This is a genomic window from Pseudomonas sp. FG13 (genome assembly GCF_057809755.1).
Window position 1 is genome coordinate 1 of the sequence record NZ_JBMDKO010000037.1, and the last position, 22483, is coordinate 22483.

Below are 22483 nucleotides of genomic sequence, written 5' to 3' on the forward strand. Positions count from 1 at the left end.
GCATTGGATGCAACTGATCCGCCGCCATCGCGAGCAAGCTCGGCTCCCACAGGGTTCAACGGTGTCCATAAACTCTGCGCCCGGCGCCTCCCGCCAGTGGCTTGCATCTGCCCCGCCCGCTATACTTCCCGGCTTTTCCTGAATAAATGCCAATAGGGTCCCGCCGCGCATGGATAAGACCTACCAGCCGCACGCCATTGAAACTTCCTGGTACAACACCTGGGAGTCCGAGAATTATTTCGCTCCGCAAGGCGCGGGCGATTCCTACACCATCATGATCCCGCCGCCGAATGTCACCGGCAGCCTGCACATGGGCCACGGCTTCAATAACGCGATCATGGACGCCCTGATCCGTTTCCGTCGCATGCAAGGCCGCAACACCTTGTGGCAGCCGGGCACCGACCACGCCGGCATCGCCACGCAAATGCTGGTGGAACGCCGCCTTGAAGCCCAGGGCCAGAATCGCCACGACCTGGGCCGCGAGAAGTTCCTCGAGAAAGTCTGGGAATGGAAAGACGAGTCCGGTGGCAACATCAGCCGCCAGATCCGTCGCCTCGGCTCGTCCGTTGACTGGAGCCGCGAGCGCTTCACCATGGACGACGGCCTCTCGGAAGCGGTGAAGGAAGCCTTCGTGCGCCTGCATGAAGACGGGCTGATCTATCGCGGCAAGCGCCTGGTCAACTGGGACACCAAGCTGCACACCGCCATTTCCGACCTCGAAGTGGAAAACCACGACGAGAAAGGTTTCCTGTGGAACCTGAAGTACCCATTGGCCGATGGCGCCAAGACCGCCGAAGGCAAGGATTACCTGATCGTCGCCACCACCCGTCCGGAAACCATGCTGGGCGACTCGGCCGTGGCGGTGAACCCGAACGACGAGCGCTACAAGGCCCTGATCGGCAAGTTCGTGGAGCTGCCCCTGGTCGGCCGTCGTATCCCGATCATCGGTGACGATTACTGCGATCCTGAATTCGGCACCGGCTGCGTGAAAATCACCCCGGCCCACGATTTCAACGACTACGAAGTCGGCAAGCGCCACAACCTGCCGCTGCTGAACATCTTCGACAAGAACGCCAACGTTTTGCCGGCAGCCCAGGTGTTCAACCTGGACGGCACGCTGAACGAGAGCATCGACGGCCAGATCCCGGCCGAATACGCCGGCCTCGACCGCTTCGAAGCGCGCAAGCAGATCGTCGCCGCGTTCGATGCCGCCGGCCTGCTGGTCAGCGTCGACGACCATGCCCTGAAGGTGCCGAAAGGCGACCGTTCCGGCACCGTCATCGAGCCGTGGCTGACCGACCAGTGGTACGTCTCCACCAAGCCGCTGGCCGAGCCGGCGATTGCCGCCGTGGAAGACGGCCGCATCCAGTTCGTGCCCAAGCAATACGAGAACATGTACTTCTCGTGGATGCGCGACATCCAGGATTGGTGCATCAGCCGCCAGCTGTGGTGGGGCCATCGCATCCCGGCCTGGTACGACGAGTCGGGCAAGGTCTACGTCGGTCGCGACGAGGCCGAAGTCCGCGCCAAGCACAACCTGGGCCCGGACGTTGCGCTGCAACAGGACAACGACGTCCTCGACACCTGGTTCAGCTCGGGCCTATGGACGTTCTCGACCCTGGGCTGGCCGCAACAGACCGAGTTCCTGAAGAAATTCCACTCCACCGACGTGCTGGTCACCGGTTTCGACATCATTTTCTTCTGGGTCGCCCGGATGATCATGCTGACCATGCACCTGATGAAGAACGAAGACGGCACGCCGCAGGTCCCGTTCAAGACCGTCTATGTCCACGGCCTGGTGCGCGATGGCCAGGGCCAGAAGATGTCCAAGTCCAAGGGCAACGTCCTCGACCCGCTGGACATCATCGACGGCATCGACCTGGAAACCCTGGTGCAGAAACGCACCTCCGGGCTGATGCAGCCAAAACTGGCGAAGAAGATCGAGAAAGCCACCCGCGAAGAGTTCGCCGATGGCATCGCCAGCTACGGCACCGACGCCCTGCGCTTCACCTTCTGCTCCCTGGCGTCCACCGGTCGTGACATCAAGTTCGACATGGGCCGCGTCGAAGGCTATCGCAACTTCTGCAACAAGATCTGGAACGCCGCGCGCTACGTGCTGGACAAGGGTGAAGACTGCGGCCAGAACGGCGAGGCCTTTGAGCTGACCCTGGCGGACCGCTGGATCATCTCGCAGCTGCAACGTACCGAAGCCGAAGTGACCCGTCAGCTGGACCAGTTCCGTTTCGACCTGGCTGCGCAAGCCTTGTACGAGTTCATCTGGAACCAGTATTGCGACTGGTACCTGGAACTGTCCAAGCCGGTGCTGTGGGACGACAACGCACCGGTCGAACGCCAGCGCGGCACTCGTCGGACCCTGGTTCGGGTATTGGAAGTGGCCCTGCGTCTGGCGCACCCGTTCATGCCGTTCATCACCGAGGAAATCTGGCAGCGCATCGCGCCGCTGGCAGGCGCCCAAGGCAAGACGATCATGCTGCAACCGTGGCCTGTGGCCAACGAGAGCCGCATCGACCCGGCGGCCGAAGACGACATCGAATGGCTCAAGACCTTCATGCTCGGCCTGCGCAACATCCGCGCCGAGATGAACATCGGCCCGGGCAAGCCGCTGACGCTGTTCCTGAAGAACGCCAGCGCCGAAGACCTGCGCCGCCTCGAGGAAAACGAAGCGCTGCTCAAGAAACTGGCGAAGCTCGAATCGGTAACGGTCCTGGCTGCCGGCGAAGAAGCACCACTGTCTGCCACCGCTCTGGTCGGTGAGATGGAAGTGCTGGTGCCGATGGCCGGCCTGATCGACAAGGCCGCCGAGCTGGCGCGCCTGGACAAGGAAATCCTGCGTCTGAAGGGCGAAGTGCAGCGGGTCGGCGGCAAGCTGTCCAACGCCGGCTTCGTCGACAAGGCCCCGGCCGAGGTCATCGAGAAGGAACGGGCCAAACTGGCCGAGGCGGAACAGGCCTTGGGCAAGCTGGCCGAGCAACATGCGCGGATTGCCAGTCTGTAACGGCAAGCTGCAATGAACGAAGGAGGCCCTGGTGGCCTCCTTTTTTCTGCCCGCCATTTCCTCCAAACGCTGAACAAACCCTGTGGGAGCGAGCCTGCTCGCGATGACGGCAGTAAATTCGCCACGGATGCAGCCTGCCCCACCGCTATCGCGAGCAGGCTCGCTCCCACATTTAATTCGTACAAGCCTCAATACCGTGCGGGATATGGGACAATGCCCGCCACTTTTTGAGCCAGCCCCGAATCGACCCGCCCATGACCGCGCCCCGCCCCCCCAGACCCGCACGCCATAAGCCCAAGCCCACCACCGAAGCCAAGGCCGTCGTGCCCCGTGAGAAAGCCAGCCTGCACCCGCGCAATCGCCACCAGGGCCGCTACGACTTCCCGGCATTGATCAAGGGCACACCAGAACTGGCCAGGTTCGTGATCATCAACCCCTATGGCAAGGAAAGTATCGACTTCGCCAGCCCTGAGGCCGTGCGGGTGTTCAACCGGGCGCTGCTCAAGTCCTTCTATGGCATTGCCCACTGGGACATTCCGGCCGACTACCTGTGCCCTCCGGTGCCGGGTCGTGCGGACTACGTGCACTTCCTCGCCGACCTGCTCGCCAGCCATAACGAAGGGGAAATTCCTCGGGGGGCGGCGGTGAAGGTGCTGGACGTCGGCACCGGCGCCAACTGTGTGTATCCGCTGATCGGTTACAGCGACTATCGCTGGCACTTCCTGGGCTCGGAGATCGACCCGACGGCCATCGCCTCGGCCAAGGCCATCGTCCAGTCCAATGGGTTGGCCAAGGTGATCCAACTGCGCCAACAAACCAATCGCAAGCAGATCCTGCTGGGCCTGCTCGACGAAGCCGAGCGGTTCGACCTGACGATGTGCAATCCACCGTTCCACGCGTCCCTGGAGGAGGCCACCCGCGGCAGCCAGCGTAAGTGGCGCGCCCTGGGCAAGGCCGATCCGAAACGCAAGTTGCCAGTCCTGAATTTCGGCGGTCAGGCCGCCGAGCTTTGGTGCGAGGGGGGAGAAGTCCGCTTCGTGACCCAACTGATCGGAGAAAGCGCGCAGTTGGCCCGGCAGGTCCTGTGGTTCAGTACCCTGGTGTCGAAGGTTTCGAATCTGCCGGCGATTCAGGCGGCACTGAAGAAGGCCGGCGTGGTGCACAGCGAAGTGGTGGAGATGTCCCAAGGACAAAAGCAGAGCCGCTTCGTGGCCTGGACGTTCCATACCGAGGCCCAGCAGCAGGCCTGGCGTCAGGCGCGATGGGTTCGCAAGGACTGAACGGGGCTTATTGCACCGACCACTTTATTCAGGACAACAAAAAACCGTGCCCGGACTGCTCCGCTGCACGGTTTTCTTAAGCGTCTTACTTGGCGTTGATCGAATCAACCAGGCCTTTGGCCGGAACCAGTTTGACGACTTTCTTTGCAGCGATTTCGATGGCAGCGCCAGTCGAAGGGTTGCGGCCGGTACGGGCAGGACGCTCGGTGACTTTCAGCTTGCCGATACCTGGCAAGGTGATTTCGCCGCCGCTTTCCAGCTGATCGGCAACGATTTGGCCCAACTGGTCCAGAGCGTTACGCGCGGTGGTTTTCGGCGCGTCGATAGCTTCAGCAATGTCAGCGATCAGTTGGTCTTTAGTAAGAGCCATGTAGTGTTCCTTCCCTATCAAATTCATATGGATTGCAGAGTGCAGTGTCAGCCATCGAGCCCGATCTCCTCGGATCAGACACCCTCGGTCATCACCACGACGGGTCGGGGTAATAGATGCCGAAATCCGGGTTTGGTTCGACCTGACAAATGCTGAATGCACGCTTAACGCAGTGCCTTCGCGTAAGACCGGGCAAAACTAGCACAACGCCTGTGAAATATCCGCCCTTAGCTACCCATTTGGTCAGCTTTATTGCGCTAAATCGGTAAAAAAATGCATATAGGCCGTCGGACGGCTCCGAAATCCCCTTCGCAGCGCTCCAAAACCAGTGATTGCGGTACACTGGGCGCTTTTCAGGGGAGCGTGCCCTCCTCTCTTTCATCAGCCGAGAAGCCCATGCCGATCCGTCATTGCATCGTCCACCTGATCGACAAAAAACCCGACGGCACCCCTGCTGTGCTCCATGCCCGGGACTCCGAACTGGCAGAGTCCACGGCCATCGAAAACATGCTTGCCGACCTCAACGAGAGCTACAACGCCAAACAAGGCAAGGCCTGGGGTTTTTTCCATGCCGAGTCCGGGGCACATCCGTTCAGCGGCTGGCTGAAGGAATATCTGGACGGCGGCAAGGATTTCACCGCGTTCAGTCGCGTGGCGGTGGAGCACCTGCAGAAGCTGATGGAAGAGTCCAACCTGTCGGTGGGCGGCCACGTGCTGTTCGCCCATTACCAACAGGGCATGACCGACTACCTGGCCATCGCCCTGCTGCACCACAGCGAAGGCGTGGCGGTCACCGATGAGCTGGACGTCACCCCGTCCCGTCACCTGGACCTGGGCCAGTTGCACCTGGCGGCGCGGATCAACGTGTCGGAATGGCAGAACAATAAACAGTCCAAGCAGTACATTTCCTTCATCAAGGGCAAGAACGGCAAGAAGGTCTCGGAATACTTCCGCGACTTCATCGGCTGCCAGGAAGGTGTCGACGGCCCCGGCGAAACCCGCACACTGCTCAAGGCCTTCAGCGACTTCGTCGAAAGCGAGGACCTGCCGGAAGACGATGCCCGGGAAAAGACCAAGACCCTGGTGGATTACGCCAGCAGCCAGGCCAAGCTCGGCGAACCCATGGGCCTGGAAGAACTGTCCGAGCTGATCGACGAGGATCGCCCGAAAGCTTTCTACGATCACATCCGCAACAAGGACTACGGCCTGTCGCCGGAAATCCCGGCGGATAAACGCACCCTCAATCAATTCCGCCGCTTCACCGGCCGCGCCGAAGGCTTGTCCATCAGCTTCGAAGCACACCTGCTGGGGTCCAAGATCGAATATGACGAAGAAGCCGGTACGTTGATCATCAAAGGGTTGCCGACGTCGTTGACGGACCAGTTGAAACGGCGAAATTGATGTTCGGCGGGGTCCTGAGGAAGTTTCTGCTGATTCTGCTGGTCGTCGTGGCTTACCAGAACTGGGGTAAGATCGAGCGGTTGCTCAACCCTTCGCAGATGGTGTCACAGCAGATTCGCAGCAATGCCCGCGTTACGTTGTATGCCACCGACTGGTGCGGCTACTGCAAGGCAACGCGACGGTTCCTGGATGAGAAAGGCGTGCCGTATCGCGAGTTCGACATCGAGAAAGACCCCGAAGCGCGCAAGGCCTATGAGGCGCTGGGCGGTCGGGGAATTCCGATCCTGGACGTGAATGGCACGTTGATTCGTGGGTATGAACCGCAAAGGGTTCTTGAGGCGTTGTCTGCAACATAGCTTTTTGCAACCGCTGGCCTCAATCGCGAGCAGGCTCGCTCCCACATTGAATCAGCTGCTGACCGCCATCCTGGGAACATCGCCAATCCAGTGTGGGAGCGAGCCTGCTCGCGATGAGGGTATTCCAGTCACCATTTGCACTGACTGTCACACCGCTATCGCGAGCAGGCTCGCCCCCACAGGTCATGGGTGACTTAGCGAGCCTCTATTCGAAATCCAAACCGCGGAAAGTGCACATGCACCACCCCGCCGCGCTCATCTTCACGACGCAGGATCAGCTCTTCGCGCCCGGCAAACAGCAACTCCCCCGCCACCGGATCGACACCATAGTCAGTCGCGGCGACGCTCACCCGTTGCCCTTTCGCAAACCCGTTCGACTCATCGAATGGTTCATCCGGCAACGCGGCCGGCGTGGCGTTGCGGGCCACTTCCAAGGCTTCTTCGGAACTCATCGCGCTCGACGCACCATGACCGAAAGCCAACACCCGCGCCAGCCAGGCCGAGACAGCCGGGTACGCATCCACCAGTGGCGAAGTCACCGGTGTGCCCTTGAGAAACCACAGGGGGTGCGCCATGGCGAAGTCGGCAATCGAGGGTTCCCCCAACAGGAAGTCGCCTTCCTCGCGCTGCAACTGCTGCTCAAGACGCGCCATGATTGTCGTCCACTGATGCCTGGCCTGCTCGGCAGCCAAACGCGTGGCGCTGCCACCACTGAACAGCCCGGCGCGATCCGCGATGAACGCCTTGATCGCTTCAGGCGACAACTTGGCGAAACGCACGGCCATCGACTCAGGCTGGAACACCAGGCTCACACCATGCTGGAACACCACCGAATCGGCCCAGGCCGCGAAGGAGGCTGCAATCATCTCCCGGCCTTCGGGAAACAGCGCCGGCGTGGCCTTTTCCTGCTCCAATCGACGAGCGATCAAGGCCGTATCGCAATAAACATCCGCGCCGATCTGCAACACCGGCGTCTTGCGGTAGCCCCCCGTCAATGCCGTCAGGTCGGGCTTGGGCATCATCGGAGGGATGTTGACCGAGCGCCAGGACAAGCCTTTGAACCCCAACAACAGGCGGGCTTTCTCGGCGAAGGGGGACGTCGGGTAGTGATGAAGAATCAGCTCTGACATGAGATTTGCCAATGCAGGAAGGAAGGCCGCAAGCTTAGCGCGCCATGGACAGACAGCCTACCCACCTGATGAGCGCTCATCAGTGGGATGGATGATGCGACGCCACCAGGCACTCCTTGGCGCTTTTGCGCAGCTTCTTGATCAGCCGCTCCTGGCGCAAGGCTTCGCCCTTATCACGGCAGGCTTCGGTATAAACCAATGCCACCGCCGGGCTGGAAAGAAAGAAACGTGCGCCCTTGCCGCTCTGGTGCTTGGCGAAACGGCGCACCGGGTCATCGCTGATGCCACAGTACAACGCGCCGTTGGCAGCCCGCACCAGGTAGACGAACCAGGGCTTGCCCGGCTCGGCCGCAGCCTCCACAGGAAGCTCTGAAGTGTTGTTGGCAATCGTCACGAAATGTTCAACAGGCGCGTAGGAAACATGCCGCGATCTTATCAGCGACTGGCCTGGAACGCCCGAAGCCCTTTGAGGGCCTGGGCCCTGACCGCGTTGCGCACCAGCGGCGTCCAGCCCAGCAGCAGGCCCTTGGCACCCAAGGCCTGGCGGGACCAGCGCCACAGATCGAAGCTGTCGTGATGCTCGCAGATCTTGCCATCACGAAACACGAAGCGCGCCTGAATGTCGTTGACCACAACGTTGCCGGTCTGGCTGAACAGGTAAGTCGCCACCCAATGCGCGCCACCGGAACGCTCGTCGCTGTGCACATTATCGAAAGTCAGGGAAAAGTCCTTGGCGCGGGTGGTGAGCATGCGCCACATGTCACCGGCGTCACGCCCACGCAGCTCGCCGAACGCCGGATCGCTGAAGACCACGTCATCGGTGTAGCAGGCGCTCATGGCTTCGGCGTCCAGGCGCTGGAAGGCCTGATAGAACCGGTTGATCAGGGCATTGTGGGCATCACTCATGGACAGACTCCGAAAAGCGTTTCAGTGGACCCACCACAATAATCTGCCGCCGCCGGGAACACTATCGTCATTCGCCATGTAAATGACATCAGCGAAGGCCGGTGATTTTCTCGCTGCTGACCCCGACGTACAACGCCCGCCCCGCCCCGATACCGGCGATGATCGCACCCAGGCCGATCAAGCCGAAGATCCAGCCCAGGGCTTGCCACCCACCGGTCCAGTCATGCACCACGCCCACTGCAAACGGCCCCAGGGACGCCAGGGTATAACCGAAGCCCTGGGCCATGCTGGAGAGGTTCGCGGCCACATGGGCGTCTCGCGAACGCAGCACGATCAGCGTAAGCGCCAGGCTGAACGTCGCCCCCTGCCCCAACCCCAGCAGGATCGCCCAACCCCACAAACCGTCGAGGGGGGCGTAGAGGCAACCGAACAACCCTCCAAGGGTCATGATCATGACGATCACGATGGCCGGGCGTTGATCCTTGCCACGGGTCGCCAGCCAGGGCGCCGCCAGGGAACTGATCAACTGCACGATGACCGAACCCGACAACACCAGGCCGGCCTGGGTTGGGGTCAGGCCACGGCCGATGAGGATCGACGGCAGCCAACCGAACACGATGTAGGCCAGGGACGATTGCAACCCCATATACAGCGTCACTTGCCAGGCCAATGGATCGCGCAACAACCCGCGAACCCGATACGCCGCTTGGTGGGCACCCTGCTTCTGAGCGGTTTGCGGCAGCCAGAATATGGCGGCCAGCAACGCCGGAATCGCCCAGAACCCAAGCCCCAGGGCCCAACTGTGGTTCAGTTGCTCGCTCAACGGCACCGTTGCCCCGGCGGCCATCGCCGCGCCCAGGCACAACGCCATGGTGTAGACCCCGGTCATGGTCCCGGCCTGGCGGGCGAAGTCACGCTTGACGATGCCCGGCAACAGCACCCCGATCACACCGATGCTCGCACCGGCCAGGATACTGCCGGCGAACAGGCCAACCTGGCCGAACGAACTGCGCAGCACAATCCCCCCGGCAAGCGTCAGCAAGATTCCCAGCACCACGCGCTCGGCACCGAAACGCCGCGCCAGCACAGGCGCCAGTGGCGCGAACAAGCCAAGACACAGCACCGGCAACGTAGTCAGCAAACCGGCCTGGGCAGCCGACAGGCCGAGGTTTTTCGACACCTCGCTGAGCAACGGCGCCAGGCTCGACAGCGCCGGGCGCAGGTTCAACGCGACCAGGATCAACCCGAGCAGCAACAGCCAGGGCCGGCTCAGCAGCGGATGGGCCTGCTGGGCCAGTTCGTCGTCGGCCTCGGCGTCGATCAACAATTCTTCGAGCTCGGCGCCGCGCTTGGGCGTCTTCGAGGGGGCAGGGTCAGGCAGATCGCGGGACATGGAAAACTCGGACTCAGGGTTCATTGATCAACTGTCGACAAAGGGCCTTGGCCCGTTGCGGGTCTTGCTGCTCGACGGCTTCGAGGATTTCGGCATGCAGGTCGAACACGTGTTGATGACGCGGGGCGATGTTGAGGCTCTGGCGCAGTTGCGCAGCGATCACGCTGGAAAAATAGCGATACAACTCACTGAGCGCCGGGTTGTGCGCAGCGTCTACCAAGCGGCGATGGAACACCAGGTCGCAGGCGATGTACTGCTCCAGGTCGCCGTGATAGTGCGCGCCACTGGCGCGTAGCGCCTGGTGCAAGGCCTGCAGGTCTTCGTCGGTACGCCGCATCGCCGCCAGGCCGATGGCCTCGACCTCCAGGATATGTCGGGTTTCCCGAGCCTGCTCCAGCGAACAGCGGGACAGCACCTTGAGGGTATCCAGTGGATCGACCAGCGCCCGTACATAACTGCCGTCGCCCTGGCGAACCTCGATCAACCCAGAAAATGCCAGTACGCGCATGGCCTCACGCACGGTATTACGGCTGATACCCAGCTCGGCCACCAGTTCCGGCTCGGTGGGCAGTCGCTGCCCCACCGGCCACAGGCCGTCACTGATGCGCCGACGCATCTGGTCCAGTGCCTGATCGACCAATGATCGACGGATTATTGGAGAAATTTCTGTCATTGAAAGCGCCCTTTCATCCAATCATAGGATGAATTTTCTGACATGTTAGTCAGCTTCATGCAGGACGGCAACCGCCTACGGTCAAGAAGAGGGAAACGAAGCAACATTTTCGATTGGTCAGAATTACCCTTTTAGGGTAATCCTAGAAGCAGGGGTTCAAGTTTCTTATGGAAAAGAACACACCTCATTACGCGCTGGCGGTGATACAGGCGGATGTCAGGCGGCTCGGGGGGAATGCATTCACCAGTATGGCAAAAAACAACGCCTGGGCGCTCGGCCTGACGCTCCCAGAGATGCTGGAGGTCATTTCCGGACTCCGGCGAAAACAGTTCCATAAATCGATGACCACCTATAACGATCATCGGCTCTGGCACGACGTCTATCACGTCAATACACATGGTCTGGAGATTTACATCAAGGTCACCTATCGCCCGAGCGGAGGTCCACCGGTAATCTCCTTCAAGGAGAAAAACGCATGAAAACCCAGCAATGCTTCAGCTGTGGCGCCCCGGAGGGGATGTTGCACTTCAAAGGTCGTGGCGAAACCCTGAGCGTCAAGGGCCTGGAACGCCGAGTCGATGATTTGTCAGGCTGGGAATGCCGGATGTGCGGGGAGGTCGAGCTTGATGCCCATTGCTCGGAACGCCATGCGAAGGCGGGTGATGAGTTGGTCAATGCCGCCAGGCAGATGATCGGAGAGGAAATGAAGCGCATCCGCCGCAAGCTGCACCTCTCGCAGAAAGAAGCCGTATCGCTTTTGTCAGGCGGAGGGCATAACGCGATTTCCCGCTACGAGCGCGGCGAGATATTGCCGCCAAAACCACTGATACTGCTGATGCGCTTGCTTGACCTCTACCCTCATTTGCTCGCAGATGCACGGACCCTGGCGGAAGGAGCGGACTTGAGGCAATTCAAGACCAAGGTGCACAAGGAGCTCGAAACCCTCACGGCGTCCTGAGCACCGACGCACTAAAAAATAAACCCGGACAAGTCCGGGTTTATTTCATTACCTGGCGTCGATCAATGCAGGATCTGGCTCAGGAACAGTTTGGTGCGGTCGTTCTGCGGGTTGTCGAAGAAGTCGTTCGGCGCCGCCTGTTCGACGATTTCACCCTTGTCCATGAAGATGACGCGGTTGGCCACGGTGCGGGCGAAGCCCATTTCGTGGGTTACGCACAACATGGTCATGCCGTCTTCGGCCAGGCCGATCATGGTGTCGAGTACTTCCTTCACCATTTCCGGGTCGAGAGCGGAGGTCGGCTCGTCGAACAGCATGATTTTCGGTTTCATGCACAGGGCGCGAGCGATGGCCACACGCTGCTGCTGACCACCGGAGAGCTGGCCCGGGTACTTGTGCGCCTGCTCTGGAATGCGCACGCGCTCCAGATAGTGCATAGCGATTTCCTCGGCCTTGCGCTTGGGCATCTTGCGCACCCACATCGGCGCCAGGGTGCAGTTCTGCAGAATGGTCAGGTGCGGGAACAGGTTGAAGTGCTGGAACACCATGCCGACTTCGCGGCGGATCGCTTCGATCTGCTTGAGGTCGTTGGTCAGCTCCACGCCATCGACCACGATGCGGCCTTGCTGGTGCTCTTCCAACCGGTTGAGGCAACGGATGGTGGTGGACTTGCCGGAGCCCGACGGGCCGCACAGCACGATGCGCTCGCCCTGCTTGACGTTCAGGTTGATGTCTTTCAACACATGGAACTGGCCGTACCACTTGTTTACACCCTGCATCTGAATAATGCCTTCAGGGCTCACAGGCTGCTTGATTGCTTCGCTCATTACAGAACTCCTAACGCTTGTGGCCAGTGTCGAGCTTGCGTTCCAGATGCATGGAATAGCGCGACATACCAAAACAGAAAATCCAGAACACCAGGGCGGCGAACACATAGCCTTCGGTGGCCATGCCCAGCCATTTCGGGTCGGCGGCAGCTTGTTTCACGCTGTTGAGCAAGTCGAACAGGCCGATGATGATCACCAGGCTCGTGTCCTTGAACAACGCGATGAAGGTGTTGACGATGCCCGGGATCACCAGCTTCAGGGCTTGCGGCAGAATCACCAGGCCCATGCTGCGCCAGTAACCCAGGCCCATCGCCGCAGCCGCTTCGTATTGTCCCTTTGGAATGGCTTGCAGACCGCCGCGCACCACTTCGGCTACATAAGCCGACTGGAACAGGATGACCCCGATCAGCGCCCGCAGCAGCTTGTCGAAGTTCATGCCTTCAGGCAGGAACAGCGGCAGCATCACCGACGACATGAACAGTACCGTGATCAACGGCACGCCACGCCAGAACTCGATGAAGGTCACGCAGACCACGCGGATCGCCGGCAGGTTCGAGCGACGCCCGAGCGCCAGTACGATACCCAGCGGCAGTGCGCCGGCGATACCGACGGTAGCGATTACCAGGGTCAGCATCAGGCCGCCCCATTGGCTGGTCGCCACGGCGTCCAGACCGAACACACCACCGTGCAGCAGACACCAGGCGACGATCGGATACACCACCAGGAAGCTCAAGCCATAGATCGCCTTGCGCGGGAAGCGCGAGATGAACAACGGCGCCACGCCGATCACTGCCAGCCACACAGTCAGGTCCACGCGCCAGCGCAGGTCCGCCGGGTAGTAGCCGTACATGAACTGGCCGAAACGCTGTTGGATGAATACCCAGCAGGCGCCGTCCTTGGTGCAGTCGGCGCGGGTAGTACCTACCCAGTTCGCATCCAGGATCGCCCAATGCAGCAGCGGTGGGATAATCAGGTAGATCAGGTAGAACGCAAACAGGGTCAGCAGCGTGTTGATCCAGCTGGAGAACATGTTGGCGCGCATCCACGCCACCACACCGATGCTGTTGCTCGGTGGAGGCATGTCGGGTTTGAAAGTATGGGATGTCATGCGCGTTTCCTCACCGCTCGATCAGCGCAATGCGCTTGTTGTACCAGTTCATCAGCAGGGAAATGCTGATACTGATCGCCAGGTACACACTCATGGTGATCGCGATCACCTCGATGGCCTGGCCGGTCTGGTTCAACACCGTACCTGCGAACAGCGACACCATTTCCGGGTAGCCGATACCGGCCGCCAGGGAGGAGTTTTTCGCCAGGTTCAGGTATTGGCTGGTCAACGGCGGAATGATCACGCGCAGAGCCTGCGGGATGATCACCTTGCGCAGGGTCGGACCGTTGCGCAGCCCCAGGGAGCGGGCCGCCTCGGTCTGGCCGTGGCTGACCGACTTGATGCCCGAACGCACGATCTCGGCGATGAATGCCGCGGTGTACACAGTCAACGCCAGGGTCAAGGCCAGCAGTTCCGGGATCAGCACCCAGCCACCGACGAAGTTGAAGCCCTTGAGTTCCGGCATTTCCCAACGCACTGGGGCACCGAACACCAATGCGCACACGGCCGGGATCACCAGGAACAGCGCCAGGCCCACCCAGAACTTGTGGAACGGTTCGCCGGTCGCTTCGAAACGCTTGTTGGCCCAGCGCGTCATCAGCACGATGGCGACAATCGCCAGCACGACGCTGACCACGAACGGCCAGAACCCATCGGCAACCAGCGCGGCCGGCATGTTCAGGCCCCGGCTGCTGACGAAGAAGGTGTCGCCGAAGTTATGGCTGTTGCGCGGCCCAGGCATGCTCAGGAATACCGCGAAGTACCAGAACAGGATCTGCAGCAGCGGTGGGATGTTACGGAAGACCTCCACGTAAACGGTCGCCAGCTTGGAGATGATCCAGTTCTGCGACAAGCGCGCGACACCGATGATGAAGCCGAGAATGGTCGCCAGGATCACCCCGATGAAGGTCACCAGCAACGTGTTGAGCAAACCGATGACAAAGACGCGGGCATAGCTGTCCGCTTCGGTGTAGTCGATCAGGTGTTGAGCGATGCCGAACCCGGCACTGCGTTCCAGGAAACCGAAACCGGATGTGATACCACGGTGCTGGAGGTTGGTCTGTGTGTTGTCGAACAGGAACCAGCCCAGCGTGATAACCGCCACGACAGTGACGATCTGAAATACCCACGCACGCACTTTTGGATCGCTGAGACTGAGCCTCTGCTTTGGTGCGCCGATTGAATTTTGCATGAAGTGCCCCGCAAAGAATGGAACAGAACATCACCCGGTGGTTGGCCCACCGGGTGATAGAACCATCAGCGCACTGGTGGTGCGTATTGGATGCCGCCAGCGTTCCACAGCGCGTTCAGGCCGCGGTCGATTTCCAGCGGGGTGCCCTTGCCGAGGTTGCGCTCGAACATTTCACCGTAGTTACCGACTTGCTTGACGATCTGCACGACCCAGTCTTTCGGCAGTTTCAGGTCCTTGCCGTATTCACCGTCAGCGCCGAGCATACGAGCGACGTCCGGGTTCTTGGTGGACTTGGCTTCAGCCTCGACGTTCTTCGAGGTCACACCGGCTTCTTCAGCGTTGAGCAGTGCATAGCCAGTCCAACGAACGATTGCCAGCCACTCGTCGTCGCCGTTACGCACGACCGGGCCCAGCGGTTCCTTGGAAATGGTTTCCGGCAGAACCACGTAGTCCTTCGGCGAAGCCAGCTTGCTGCGCTGGGCGAACAGCTGGGATTTGTCGGAGGTCAGTACGTCGCAACGACCGGATTCCAGCGACTTGGCGCTTTCATCGGAGGTGTCGAACGTGATCGGGGTGTACTTCAGGCCGTTGGCGCGGAAGTAGTCGGAAACGTTCAGTTCGGTGGTGGTACCGGCCTGGATGCAGATGGTTGCACCGTCCAGTTCCTTGGCGCTCTTGACGCCCAGTTTGTTGTTGGCCAGGAAGCCGATGCCGTCGTAGTAGGTGATGAAGCCTGGAAACTTCAGGCCCATGCCCGCGTCACGGGAACTGGTCATGGTGGAGTTACGCGAAAGCACATCGATTTCGCCGGACTGCAGCGCGGTGAAGCGCTCCTTGGCGTTCAACTGGCTGAACTTGACCTTGCTTGCATCACCGAATACCGCAGCGGCAACCGCGCGGCAGAAGTCTGCGTCGATACCGACGATCTTGCCGGTCGAATCAGGCACCGAGAAACCCGGCAGGCCATCACTTACGCCGCACTGTACAAAACCTTTCTTCTGCACTGCGTCCAGGGTTGCACCCGCCTGAGCGAACCCGCTGACGCCGAGGACAGCTGCTGCGGTCACGACAGCCAGGGTGGATTTCAGTAACTTCATTCAAACCTCCAGTTTTGCTCTTGTTGTGTCGGAGCTTGAGTCCTGTCGCACCCTTTTGGGGCATTGCCGACCCTTGTTGGCTTTTTTTAGGGTCAACCGACGTCTGGACCTTCGCTATGAGTCTATTAATGAGGAAGGTGCACCATTGGCGACCATACCCACTTCTCACCAATCGGCCGAACGGGCTGTAGCCCTTCACGTTCGCGAAGCCCGTAGCGGCTATTGGCGAACATCCATCACCGGATTTCTGATATCCCATGCGTCGCGTCGAGCTGATAGTGTTACCGCGCAGCGTAAGATTCATCACTCAAGTATCCTCATAGCAAAGCCCGTACCAGACCGCCGCGCTTGGCCCTTGAGAAATACGTCAAGACAAAAAGTTGTACTTTTGCGACATCTAATTAACTGAGACACCGGGCACGCACCGTAACCACGCACTGATTGAGCGCGCCCGCACAGATTTGGAGCACAACCATGACCGACCCCCTGATTCTCGAGCCCAACGGCACTGCGGACGCGTGTGTTATCTGGCTCCACGGCCTGGGCGCCGATCGTTATGACTTCATGCCGGTTGCCGAAATCTTGCAGCAAAGCCTGCACACCACCCGTTTCGTTCTACCCCAGGCACCCACCCAGCCAGTAACGATCAACGGCGGCTACGCCATGCCCAGTTGGTACGACATCCGTGCCTTGAGCCCGGCCCGAGCCATTGACGAGCAGCAGCTGGAAGTGTCGGCCAAACGGGTCATGGACCTGGTCGAAAGCCAGCGAGCCAGCGGAATAGACGCTTCGCGAATTTTCCTGGCTGGCTTTTCCCAAGGCGGTGCGGTGGTCTATCACACGGCCTTCGTGAAGTGGCAGGGACCACTGGGTGGTGTGATCGCACTGTCCACCTATGCACCGACATTCGGTGACGAACTGCAGTTATCCGCCAGCCAGCAACGCATTCCGGTCCTGGCGCTGCACGGGCAATACGACGAAGTGGTGCTCAATCCCATGGGCCGGACCGCGAAAGAGTATTTAAAGCAGCATGGTGTCACCGTGACATGGCAGGAATACCCAATGGGCCACGAAGTGTTACCCGAGGAGATTCGCGACATCGGCACCTGGCTGGCCGAACGGTTGCGCTGAATCACCGCCAAGCCTTTGACTAACACACTACGCCGCGCCCGTTTCTTGCATTACACTGGCCGGCGTACATTCCTTAACCAATCGATGAGATGACCGTGCTCAAAGCACTCAAGAAGATGTTCGGTAAGGGCGAGGCCGAGCAGCTCGCGCCTGGCCCCAGCGCCCCTGACCACGGCCCGAGCCGTACCGAGGCGCCACAACAATCGCGCCGCCCCGCACCTGTCGCGCAGACGAAAAAAGAGCCGGTGACCTCGCCGGCCGCCGCTCCTGCGCCGGACAAGCCGCGCAACGAAGCTCCCAAGCCACGCCGCGAACGGGCACCGAAGCCACCGGTCGTCGCCTGGAAGCTCGAGGACTTCGTCGTAGAGCCCCAGGAAGGCAAGACCCGCTTCCACGATTTCAAGCTGGCCCCGGAACTGATGCATGCCATCCAGGACCTGGGTTTTCCGTACTGCACGCCAATCCAGGCCCAGGTGCTGGGTTACACCCTCGCCGGCAAGGACGCCATCGGTCGCGCCCAGACCGGCACCGGCAAGACCGCTGCGTTCCTGATCTCCACCATCACCCAGTTGCTGCAGACGCCGCCGCCCAAAGAGCGCTACATGGGCGAACCGAGGGCACTGATCATCGCGCCGACCCGCGAGCTGGTGGTGCAGATCGCCAAGGACGCTGCCGACCTGACCAAATACACCGGTCTGAACGTCATGACGTTCGTCGGCGGCATGGACTTCGACAAGCAGCTCAAGCACCTCGAAGCCCGTCATTGCGACATCCTGGTGGCAACCCCCGGCCGCTTGCTGGACTTCAACCAGCGCGGCGACGTGCACCTGGATATGGTTGAGGTCATGGTGCTGGACGAAGCCGACCGCATGCTCGACATGGGCTTCATCCCGCAAGTGCGCCAGATCATTCGCCAGACCCCGCCGAAAAGCGAACGCCAGACCCTGCTGTTCTCCGCCACGTTCACCGAGGACGTGATGAACCTGGCCCGGCAATGGACCACCGACCCGGCCATCGTCGAAATCGAAGCCGAGAACGTCGCCAGTGAAAACGTCGAACAACATATCTACGCCGTAGCCGCTGCCGACAAGTACAAGCTGCTCTACAACCTGGTCAACGACAACGGTTGGGAACGGGTCATGGTGTTCGCCAACCGCAAGGACGAAGTGCGGCGCATCGAGGAACGGCTGGTGCGCGACGGCGTCAACGCGGCCCAGCTGTCGGGTGATGTGCCCCAGCACAAACGCATCAAGACGCTCGAGGGCTTTCGCGAAGGCAAGATCCGCGTACTGGTGGCGACTGACGTGGCCGGACGTGGCATCCACATCGACGGCATCAGCCATGTGATCAACTTCACCCTGCCGGAAGTGCCGGACGACTACGTGCACCGCATCGGCCGTACCGGTCGTGCCGGCGCCGAGGGCGTGTCCATCAGCTTCGCCGGAGAGGACGACTCCTATCAGTTGCCGTCCATCGAGGCACTGCTGGGCCGCAAGATCAGTTGCGAAATGCCGCCGACCCATCTGTTGCGGCCGGTTGAGCGCAAACGTCACTGACAATCGCTCCCCCCCAAAAAGCGCAGCCCTCGACGGCTGCGCTTTTTTTTGCCCGGGATATTGCTCGAATAAACTAAAAGTCCATAATGGACAAATTAGTTTACACGGAACACTCCGGAGCCCCCCATGTCCAGCACACCTTATGTGATGACCCAAGCCCAGGCTCGCGCACTGCTCGGGCAAGTCGATGTGCCGCAGATCCTGCGCAAACTGTTTCGCGACCTTGCGGCCGGGCAAGCGGTGCAACCGGCCCAGCAATGGGTGGAATTTCCCCAGGGCGCCGGGGACTTCATCAACTACCTGGGCGTGTTGGCCGAGGATCAGGTCTATGGCGTCAAGACGTCGCCCTACATCGTGCGCGACCAGGGCCCGCTGATCACCGCCTGGACCTTGCTGATGTCGATGCGCACCGGCCAACCGCTGTTGTTGTGCGATGCCGCCGAACTGACGACCGCTCGCACCGCAGCCACCACGGCCGTCGCCGTCGACGCCCTCGCCCTGCCCCAGGCCCAACGCCTGGCCGTCATCGGCAGCGGTGCGGTAGCGCGGGCGCATGTGCATTACGTCAAGGGCTTGCGGGAATGGAAGACCATCAGCCTCTACTCGCCAGGCCTGCAGAGCAAGACGGCACAGGAACGTGCATCGATCACCGGCCTGGATCCGCGCCTGGAGATTGCCGACAGCCTTGCGGCGGCGGTACGCGATGCCGACGTAGTGATGCTCTGCACCTCGTCCGCCAAAGCAGTGCTCGAACCGAAGATGCTGGGCAAGCCGGCGCTGATCACTTCAATCAGCACCAACGCCCCGCGCGCCCATGAAGTGCCGCCCCACAGCCTCGATGACATGGACGTGTACTGCGATTATCGTCAGACCACACCTGGCTCGGCCGGCGAGATGCTGATCGCTGCCGAACAACATGGCTGGCAACCGTCGAGCATCATCGGTGACTTGCCTGAGCTGCTCAGCGGACAGGTTGCGCGGCCCGCCCTTGAGCGTCACGTGTTCTTCCGCTCCATCGGCCTGGGGCTGGAAGATGTGGCGTTGGCGAATGCGCTTTACCAACTCCGCAACTGATACACCACATACCCCGGTGGGAGCGAGCCTGTGGGAGCAACGCTTGCTCGCGATGAACGAAAACACGGTCAATGGATCGAGGCGTCTTCATCGCGAGCAAGCTCGGCTCCCACACAGGCTCGCCCCCACAGGGGGCCAGCGACGTCCTCAGGATCGCGCTCCACAGGAGAGTTTCATGACCTCAGCAGATTTCATCATCATCGGCGGCGGCATTGCCGGTGCCTCCACCGGCTACTGGCTGGCCCCCCATGGCCGGGTCGTTGTGCTCGAGCGTGAATCCCATCCGGCCTACCACTCCACCGGCCGTTCGGCGGCGCTGTACACCGCCGCCTACGGCACCCCACAGGTACGGGCATTGACCCAGGCCAGTCGCGATTTCTTCGACACACCACCGGCCGGCTTCTGCGAACACCCGCTGCTCACGCCCCGGGGCGAAATGACCGTGGACTTCACCGGTGATCCGGCCGAGTTGAACAATCAGTACCTCAGCGCCAAGGCCACCGTGCCGCAGATGCAATTGCTCAGCGCCGACGAAGCCTGCACGCGTCTGCCGATCCTGCGCCGGGAAAAAGTCCATGGGGCCATCTATGACCCCACGGCCGCCGACATCGACACGGATGCGTTGCACCAGGGCTACTTGCGCGGCATCCGCCGCAACGGCGGCGAGGTGCACACCGACAGCGAAGTCCTGGACCTGATTCGCGACAACCAGGGGCTGTGGCAGGTGAGAACGGCCAACCGGACCTTCACTGCGCCGATTCTGATCAACGCGGCCGGTGCCTGGGCCGACCAGGTTGCGCAAATGGCCGGCGCCCGGACGCTGGGCCTGCAACCCAAGCGGCGGGCGGCTTTCATCTTCGCCGGCCCCGAAGGCCTGGATATCCATGACTGGCCGATGCTGGTGAGCCTCGACGAATCCTTCTACATGAAGCCCGATGCCGGCATGTTCCTGGGTTCGCCGGCCAACGCAGACCCGGTGGAGCCCCACGATGTACAACCGGAAGAGCTGGACATCGCCCTGGGTATCTACCAGATCGAAGAGGCCACTACCCTGAGCATCCGCCGCCCGATCCGCACTTGGGCCGGGTTGCGCAGTTTTGTCCACGACGGCGACCTGCTGTCCGGTTTCGACCCGCAGCTACCCGGATTCTTCTGGGTCGCCGCCCAGGGCGGCTATGGCATTCAGACTTCCCCGGCAATGGGCCAGGCCAGCGCAGCGCTGGTACGCGGCGAACCGCTGCCCGAAGCCCTGACTGGCTTCGGCCTGAGCAGCGCAATGCTGTCGCCGGCGAGACTTGGCTGACCTTCCCGGAGGTGACGCATCGCCACGATTGCGGCACACTCCCTGCGCCCCTGCTTCACGGGGCGCCGACGCTGCCTGGAGCCCTGTGATGACCGCCCCGCAACCCGATCCGGCCATGGACAATTTCCACACCATCGCCGACGCCATCGCCACCCTGTTCTACCCTCACGCCGAGGTGGTGCTGCACGACCTGCGCACGCAGAAAGTCGATTACATCGCCAATAATCTTTCCAAGCGCGAGATCGGTGACGACTCGTCCCTGGAGGACATGCTCAGCGAGGACGTCAACGAACGAAACATCGGTCCGTATGAAAAGCTGAACTGGGACGGGCAGAAGATTCGCAGCCTCAGCAGCGTCTTGCGCGACGCCGAAGGCCGACCATTGGCGGTACTGTGCATCAACCTGAATATTTCACTGTTCGAGAATGCCAAGGCGGCGCTGGACCTGTTCCTGTCACCCGGCAAGTTGATTCCGCAGCCCGACTCCCTGTTTCGCGATGACTGGCAGGAACGCATCAACACCTTTTTGCATGCCTGGATGCGCGAGCGTCAGTTGAGCCTGAACCTGCTGACCCGCGACCATAAACGCGAGCTGGTGCTGGCGCTGCACGCCGAAGGTGCCTTCAAGGGCAAGAGCGCCTCCAACTATGTGGCCAATGTGCTGAATATGGGGCGGGCGACGGTGTACAAGCACTTGAAGGAATTGAAGGGCTGAGGTTTGTGTTGCCTGGGCTGACGCCATCGCGAGCAGGCTCGCTCCCACAGGTTCGCACGGATCAAAATGTGGGAGCGAGCCTGCTCGCGATGACAATCAATCAGTCACCATAGATATCCGACTTGAAATACTTGGCCTGGATCTTCTGATACTCGCCGTTGGCCCGAATACCATCGATGGCCTTGTTCAAATCTGCCACCAACTGGGTATTGCCCTTGCGCACCGCAATACCAGCACCTTCCCCAACGTATTTCGGGTCCTTGAGTTCAGGACCGACAAAGCCGTAGCCCTTGCCCCGGGGCATCGACAGGAAATCCTCCAGCGGGATGGTGTCGGCAAAAATCGCGTCCAGGCGGCCGGATGCCAGGTCCATGTAGATTTCTTCGTTGTTGCTGTAGCGCTTGACGATCACACCTTTGGGTTCGAGGACTTCGGTGGCGTAGCGGTCGGTGGTGGTCGCCCGCTGCACACCCACGGTCTTGCCCTTCAGGCTGGCGTACTGGTCATCCACCACGGCCCCCTCCTTCATGACCAGCCGCGAAGAGGTGAAATAGTACTTGTGGGTGAAATCCACCGACTTCTTGCGCTCTTCGGTGATGGTCATGGACGACAGCGCCATGTCGATCTTCTTCACCTTCAACGATGGAATCAGTCCGTCGAACTCACCTTCGACCCATTCACACTTGACCTTCATCTGTATGCACAACGCATTGCCGATGTCGTAGTCGAAACCCTCGATCTTCCCTTCCGAGGTCTTGGAAGCAAATGGCGGATAGGCCGCTTCGATGCCGATGCGCAGGGTCTTCTCTGCGGCGAACAGGCTGCTGGAGGCCAGCAGGCTCAGGGCCAGGCCAGTGACGAGGGGGAATTTCTTCATGATCGTTCTCTCGCGGGATTGTTGTTGGTTTGGCAGAGAAACAGCAGGCACGACTAATTATGTACTTATAAATCCATACTGGACTTTAATGTACACGCCGTCAATTGAAGAAATGATGGA

General features: G+C 60.8%; 22 protein-coding genes. 11 read left to right on the plus strand and 11 right to left on the minus strand.

What is annotated here, in order from left to right; genetic code table 11:
* Positions 1-169 precede the first annotated feature (169 nt).
* Positions 170-3016: a valine--tRNA ligase gene (locus tag ACODTO_RS22650; protein WP_139645014.1), complete on the plus strand. Its 2847-nt coding sequence runs from the start codon at positions 170-172 to the stop codon at positions 3014-3016.
* 254 nt (positions 3017-3270) lie between these two features.
* The gene (rlmF, locus tag ACODTO_RS22655; protein ID WP_489107079.1) at positions 3271-4296 is read left to right on the plus strand and encodes a 23S rRNA (adenine(1618)-N(6))-methyltransferase RlmF; all 1026 of its coding nucleotides are present in this window, start codon (positions 3271-3273) and stop codon (positions 4294-4296) included.
* A gap of 85 nt (positions 4297-4381) precedes the next feature.
* On the opposite strand, the gene ACODTO_RS22660 is transcribed toward rlmF, so the two are convergent.
* Positions 4382-4666, minus strand: a complete 285-nt coding sequence (locus ACODTO_RS22660; protein ID WP_024777638.1) for an HU family DNA-binding protein — start codon at positions 4664-4666, stop codon at positions 4382-4384.
* Positions 4667-5062: 396 nt separating this feature from the next.
* Between ACODTO_RS22660 and yejK the strand changes: the two genes are divergently transcribed.
* Both yejK and ACODTO_RS22670 read left to right on the plus strand, forming a co-directional pair.
* Positions 5063-6067, plus strand: coding sequence for a nucleoid-associated protein YejK (gene yejK / locus ACODTO_RS22665; RefSeq protein WP_014340016.1), 1005 nt, complete (start codon positions 5063-5065; stop codon positions 6065-6067).
* Positions 6067-6423 carry a glutaredoxin family protein gene (locus ACODTO_RS22670; protein ID WP_139645010.1) on the plus strand — a complete coding sequence of 119 codons (357 nt, stop codon included), beginning with the start codon at positions 6067-6069 and terminating at the stop codon, positions 6421-6423. Before yejK ends, ACODTO_RS22670 begins: the two co-directional genes overlap by 1 nt.
* Positions 6424-6617: 194 nt before the next feature.
* Here the strand turns inward: ACODTO_RS22670 and ACODTO_RS22675 are convergent, their stop codons facing one another.
* The 5 genes from ACODTO_RS22675 to ACODTO_RS22695 form a co-directional block, all read right to left on the minus strand.
* Complete coding sequence (locus tag ACODTO_RS22675) at positions 6618-7553, minus strand: glutathione S-transferase family protein (protein WP_139645008.1); 936 nt, start codon at positions 7551-7553, stop codon at positions 6618-6620.
* Positions 7554-7632: 79 nt separating this feature from the next.
* Positions 7633-7947: a GIY-YIG nuclease family protein gene (locus ACODTO_RS22680; protein WP_139645006.1), complete on the minus strand. Its 315-nt coding sequence runs from the start codon at positions 7945-7947 to the stop codon at positions 7633-7635.
* 41 nt (positions 7948-7988) lie between these two features.
* Positions 7989-8459: a nuclear transport factor 2 family protein gene (locus ACODTO_RS22685; RefSeq protein WP_139645004.1), complete on the minus strand. Its 471-nt coding sequence runs from the start codon at positions 8457-8459 to the stop codon at positions 7989-7991.
* Between the two features lie 88 nt (positions 8460-8547).
* Complete coding sequence (locus ACODTO_RS22690) at positions 8548-9876, minus strand: CynX/NimT family MFS transporter (RefSeq protein ID WP_489107080.1); 1329 nt, start codon at positions 9874-9876, stop codon at positions 8548-8550.
* On the minus strand, positions 9866-10525 hold the full coding sequence (locus tag ACODTO_RS22695) for a FadR/GntR family transcriptional regulator (RefSeq protein ID WP_139645000.1): 660 nt from the start codon (positions 10523-10525) through the stop codon (positions 9866-9868). The genes ACODTO_RS22690 and ACODTO_RS22695 overlap by 11 nt, the downstream gene beginning before the upstream one ends.
* Before the next feature lie 167 nt (positions 10526-10692).
* Here ACODTO_RS22695 and ACODTO_RS22700 point away from each other — a divergent pair, with 167 nt between their 5' ends.
* Together ACODTO_RS22700 and ACODTO_RS22705 are read left to right on the plus strand one after the other, a co-directional pair.
* Positions 10693-11004 carry a type II toxin-antitoxin system MqsR family toxin gene (locus tag ACODTO_RS22700; RefSeq protein WP_489107081.1) on the plus strand — a complete coding sequence of 104 codons (312 nt, stop codon included), beginning with the start codon at positions 10693-10695 and terminating at the stop codon, positions 11002-11004.
* Positions 11001-11483, plus strand: coding sequence for a type II TA system antitoxin MqsA family protein (locus ACODTO_RS22705; RefSeq protein ID WP_489107082.1), 483 nt, complete (start codon positions 11001-11003; stop codon positions 11481-11483). Before ACODTO_RS22700 ends, ACODTO_RS22705 begins: the two co-directional genes overlap by 4 nt.
* A gap of 62 nt (positions 11484-11545) precedes the next feature.
* Here ACODTO_RS22705 and ACODTO_RS22710 read toward each other — a convergent pair whose 3' ends face one another.
* The 4 genes from ACODTO_RS22710 to ACODTO_RS22725 all read right to left on the minus strand — a co-directional run bounded on the left by ACODTO_RS22710 (position 11546) and on the right by ACODTO_RS22725 (position 15707).
* Positions 11546-12310, minus strand: coding sequence for an amino acid ABC transporter ATP-binding protein (locus ACODTO_RS22710; RefSeq protein WP_003178331.1), 765 nt, complete (start codon positions 12308-12310; stop codon positions 11546-11548).
* A gap of 10 nt (positions 12311-12320) precedes the next feature.
* Positions 12321-13418: an amino acid ABC transporter permease gene (locus tag ACODTO_RS22715; RefSeq protein ID WP_139644994.1), complete on the minus strand. Its 1098-nt coding sequence runs from the start codon at positions 13416-13418 to the stop codon at positions 12321-12323.
* 10 nt (positions 13419-13428) lie between these two features.
* A complete protein-coding gene (locus tag ACODTO_RS22720) occupies positions 13429-14610 on the minus strand; it encodes an amino acid ABC transporter permease (protein ID WP_139644993.1) in 1182 nt (393 codons plus the stop codon).
* Positions 14611-14675: 65 nt separating this feature from the next.
* The gene (locus ACODTO_RS22725) at positions 14676-15707 is read right to left on the minus strand and encodes an amino acid ABC transporter substrate-binding protein (protein ID WP_139644991.1); all 1032 of its coding nucleotides are present in this window, start codon (positions 15705-15707) and stop codon (positions 14676-14678) included.
* Between the two features lie 474 nt (positions 15708-16181).
* On the opposite strand from ACODTO_RS22725, the gene ACODTO_RS22730 reads away from it, so the two are divergent.
* The 5 genes from ACODTO_RS22730 (at position 16182) to ACODTO_RS22750 (ending at position 21486) form a co-directional block, all read left to right on the plus strand.
* Complete coding sequence (locus ACODTO_RS22730) at positions 16182-16838, plus strand: alpha/beta hydrolase (RefSeq protein ID WP_139644989.1); 657 nt, start codon at positions 16182-16184, stop codon at positions 16836-16838.
* Between the two features lie 89 nt (positions 16839-16927).
* A complete protein-coding gene (gene rhlB, locus ACODTO_RS22735; protein ID WP_175363651.1) occupies positions 16928-18394 on the plus strand; it encodes an ATP-dependent RNA helicase RhlB in 1467 nt (488 codons plus the stop codon).
* A 126-nt stretch (positions 18395-18520) separates the two neighbouring features.
* Positions 18521-19468, plus strand: coding sequence for an ornithine cyclodeaminase family protein (locus ACODTO_RS22740; RefSeq protein ID WP_489107083.1), 948 nt, complete (start codon positions 18521-18523; stop codon positions 19466-19468).
* 175 nt (positions 19469-19643) lie between these two features.
* Positions 19644-20771 carry an NAD(P)/FAD-dependent oxidoreductase gene (locus ACODTO_RS22745; protein WP_175363649.1) on the plus strand — a complete coding sequence of 376 codons (1128 nt, stop codon included), beginning with the start codon at positions 19644-19646 and terminating at the stop codon, positions 20769-20771.
* An 88-nt stretch (positions 20772-20859) separates the two neighbouring features.
* Positions 20860-21486, plus strand: a complete 627-nt coding sequence (locus tag ACODTO_RS22750; RefSeq protein ID WP_041021610.1) for a helix-turn-helix transcriptional regulator — start codon at positions 20860-20862, stop codon at positions 21484-21486.
* A gap of 100 nt (positions 21487-21586) precedes the next feature.
* On the opposite strand, the gene ACODTO_RS22755 is transcribed toward ACODTO_RS22750, so the two are convergent.
* Positions 21587-22363 (minus strand): ABC transporter substrate-binding protein, encoded by a 777-nt coding sequence (locus tag ACODTO_RS22755; RefSeq protein ID WP_139644982.1) that lies wholly within the window; start codon positions 22361-22363, stop codon positions 21587-21589.
* Positions 22364-22483 lie beyond the last annotated feature (120 nt).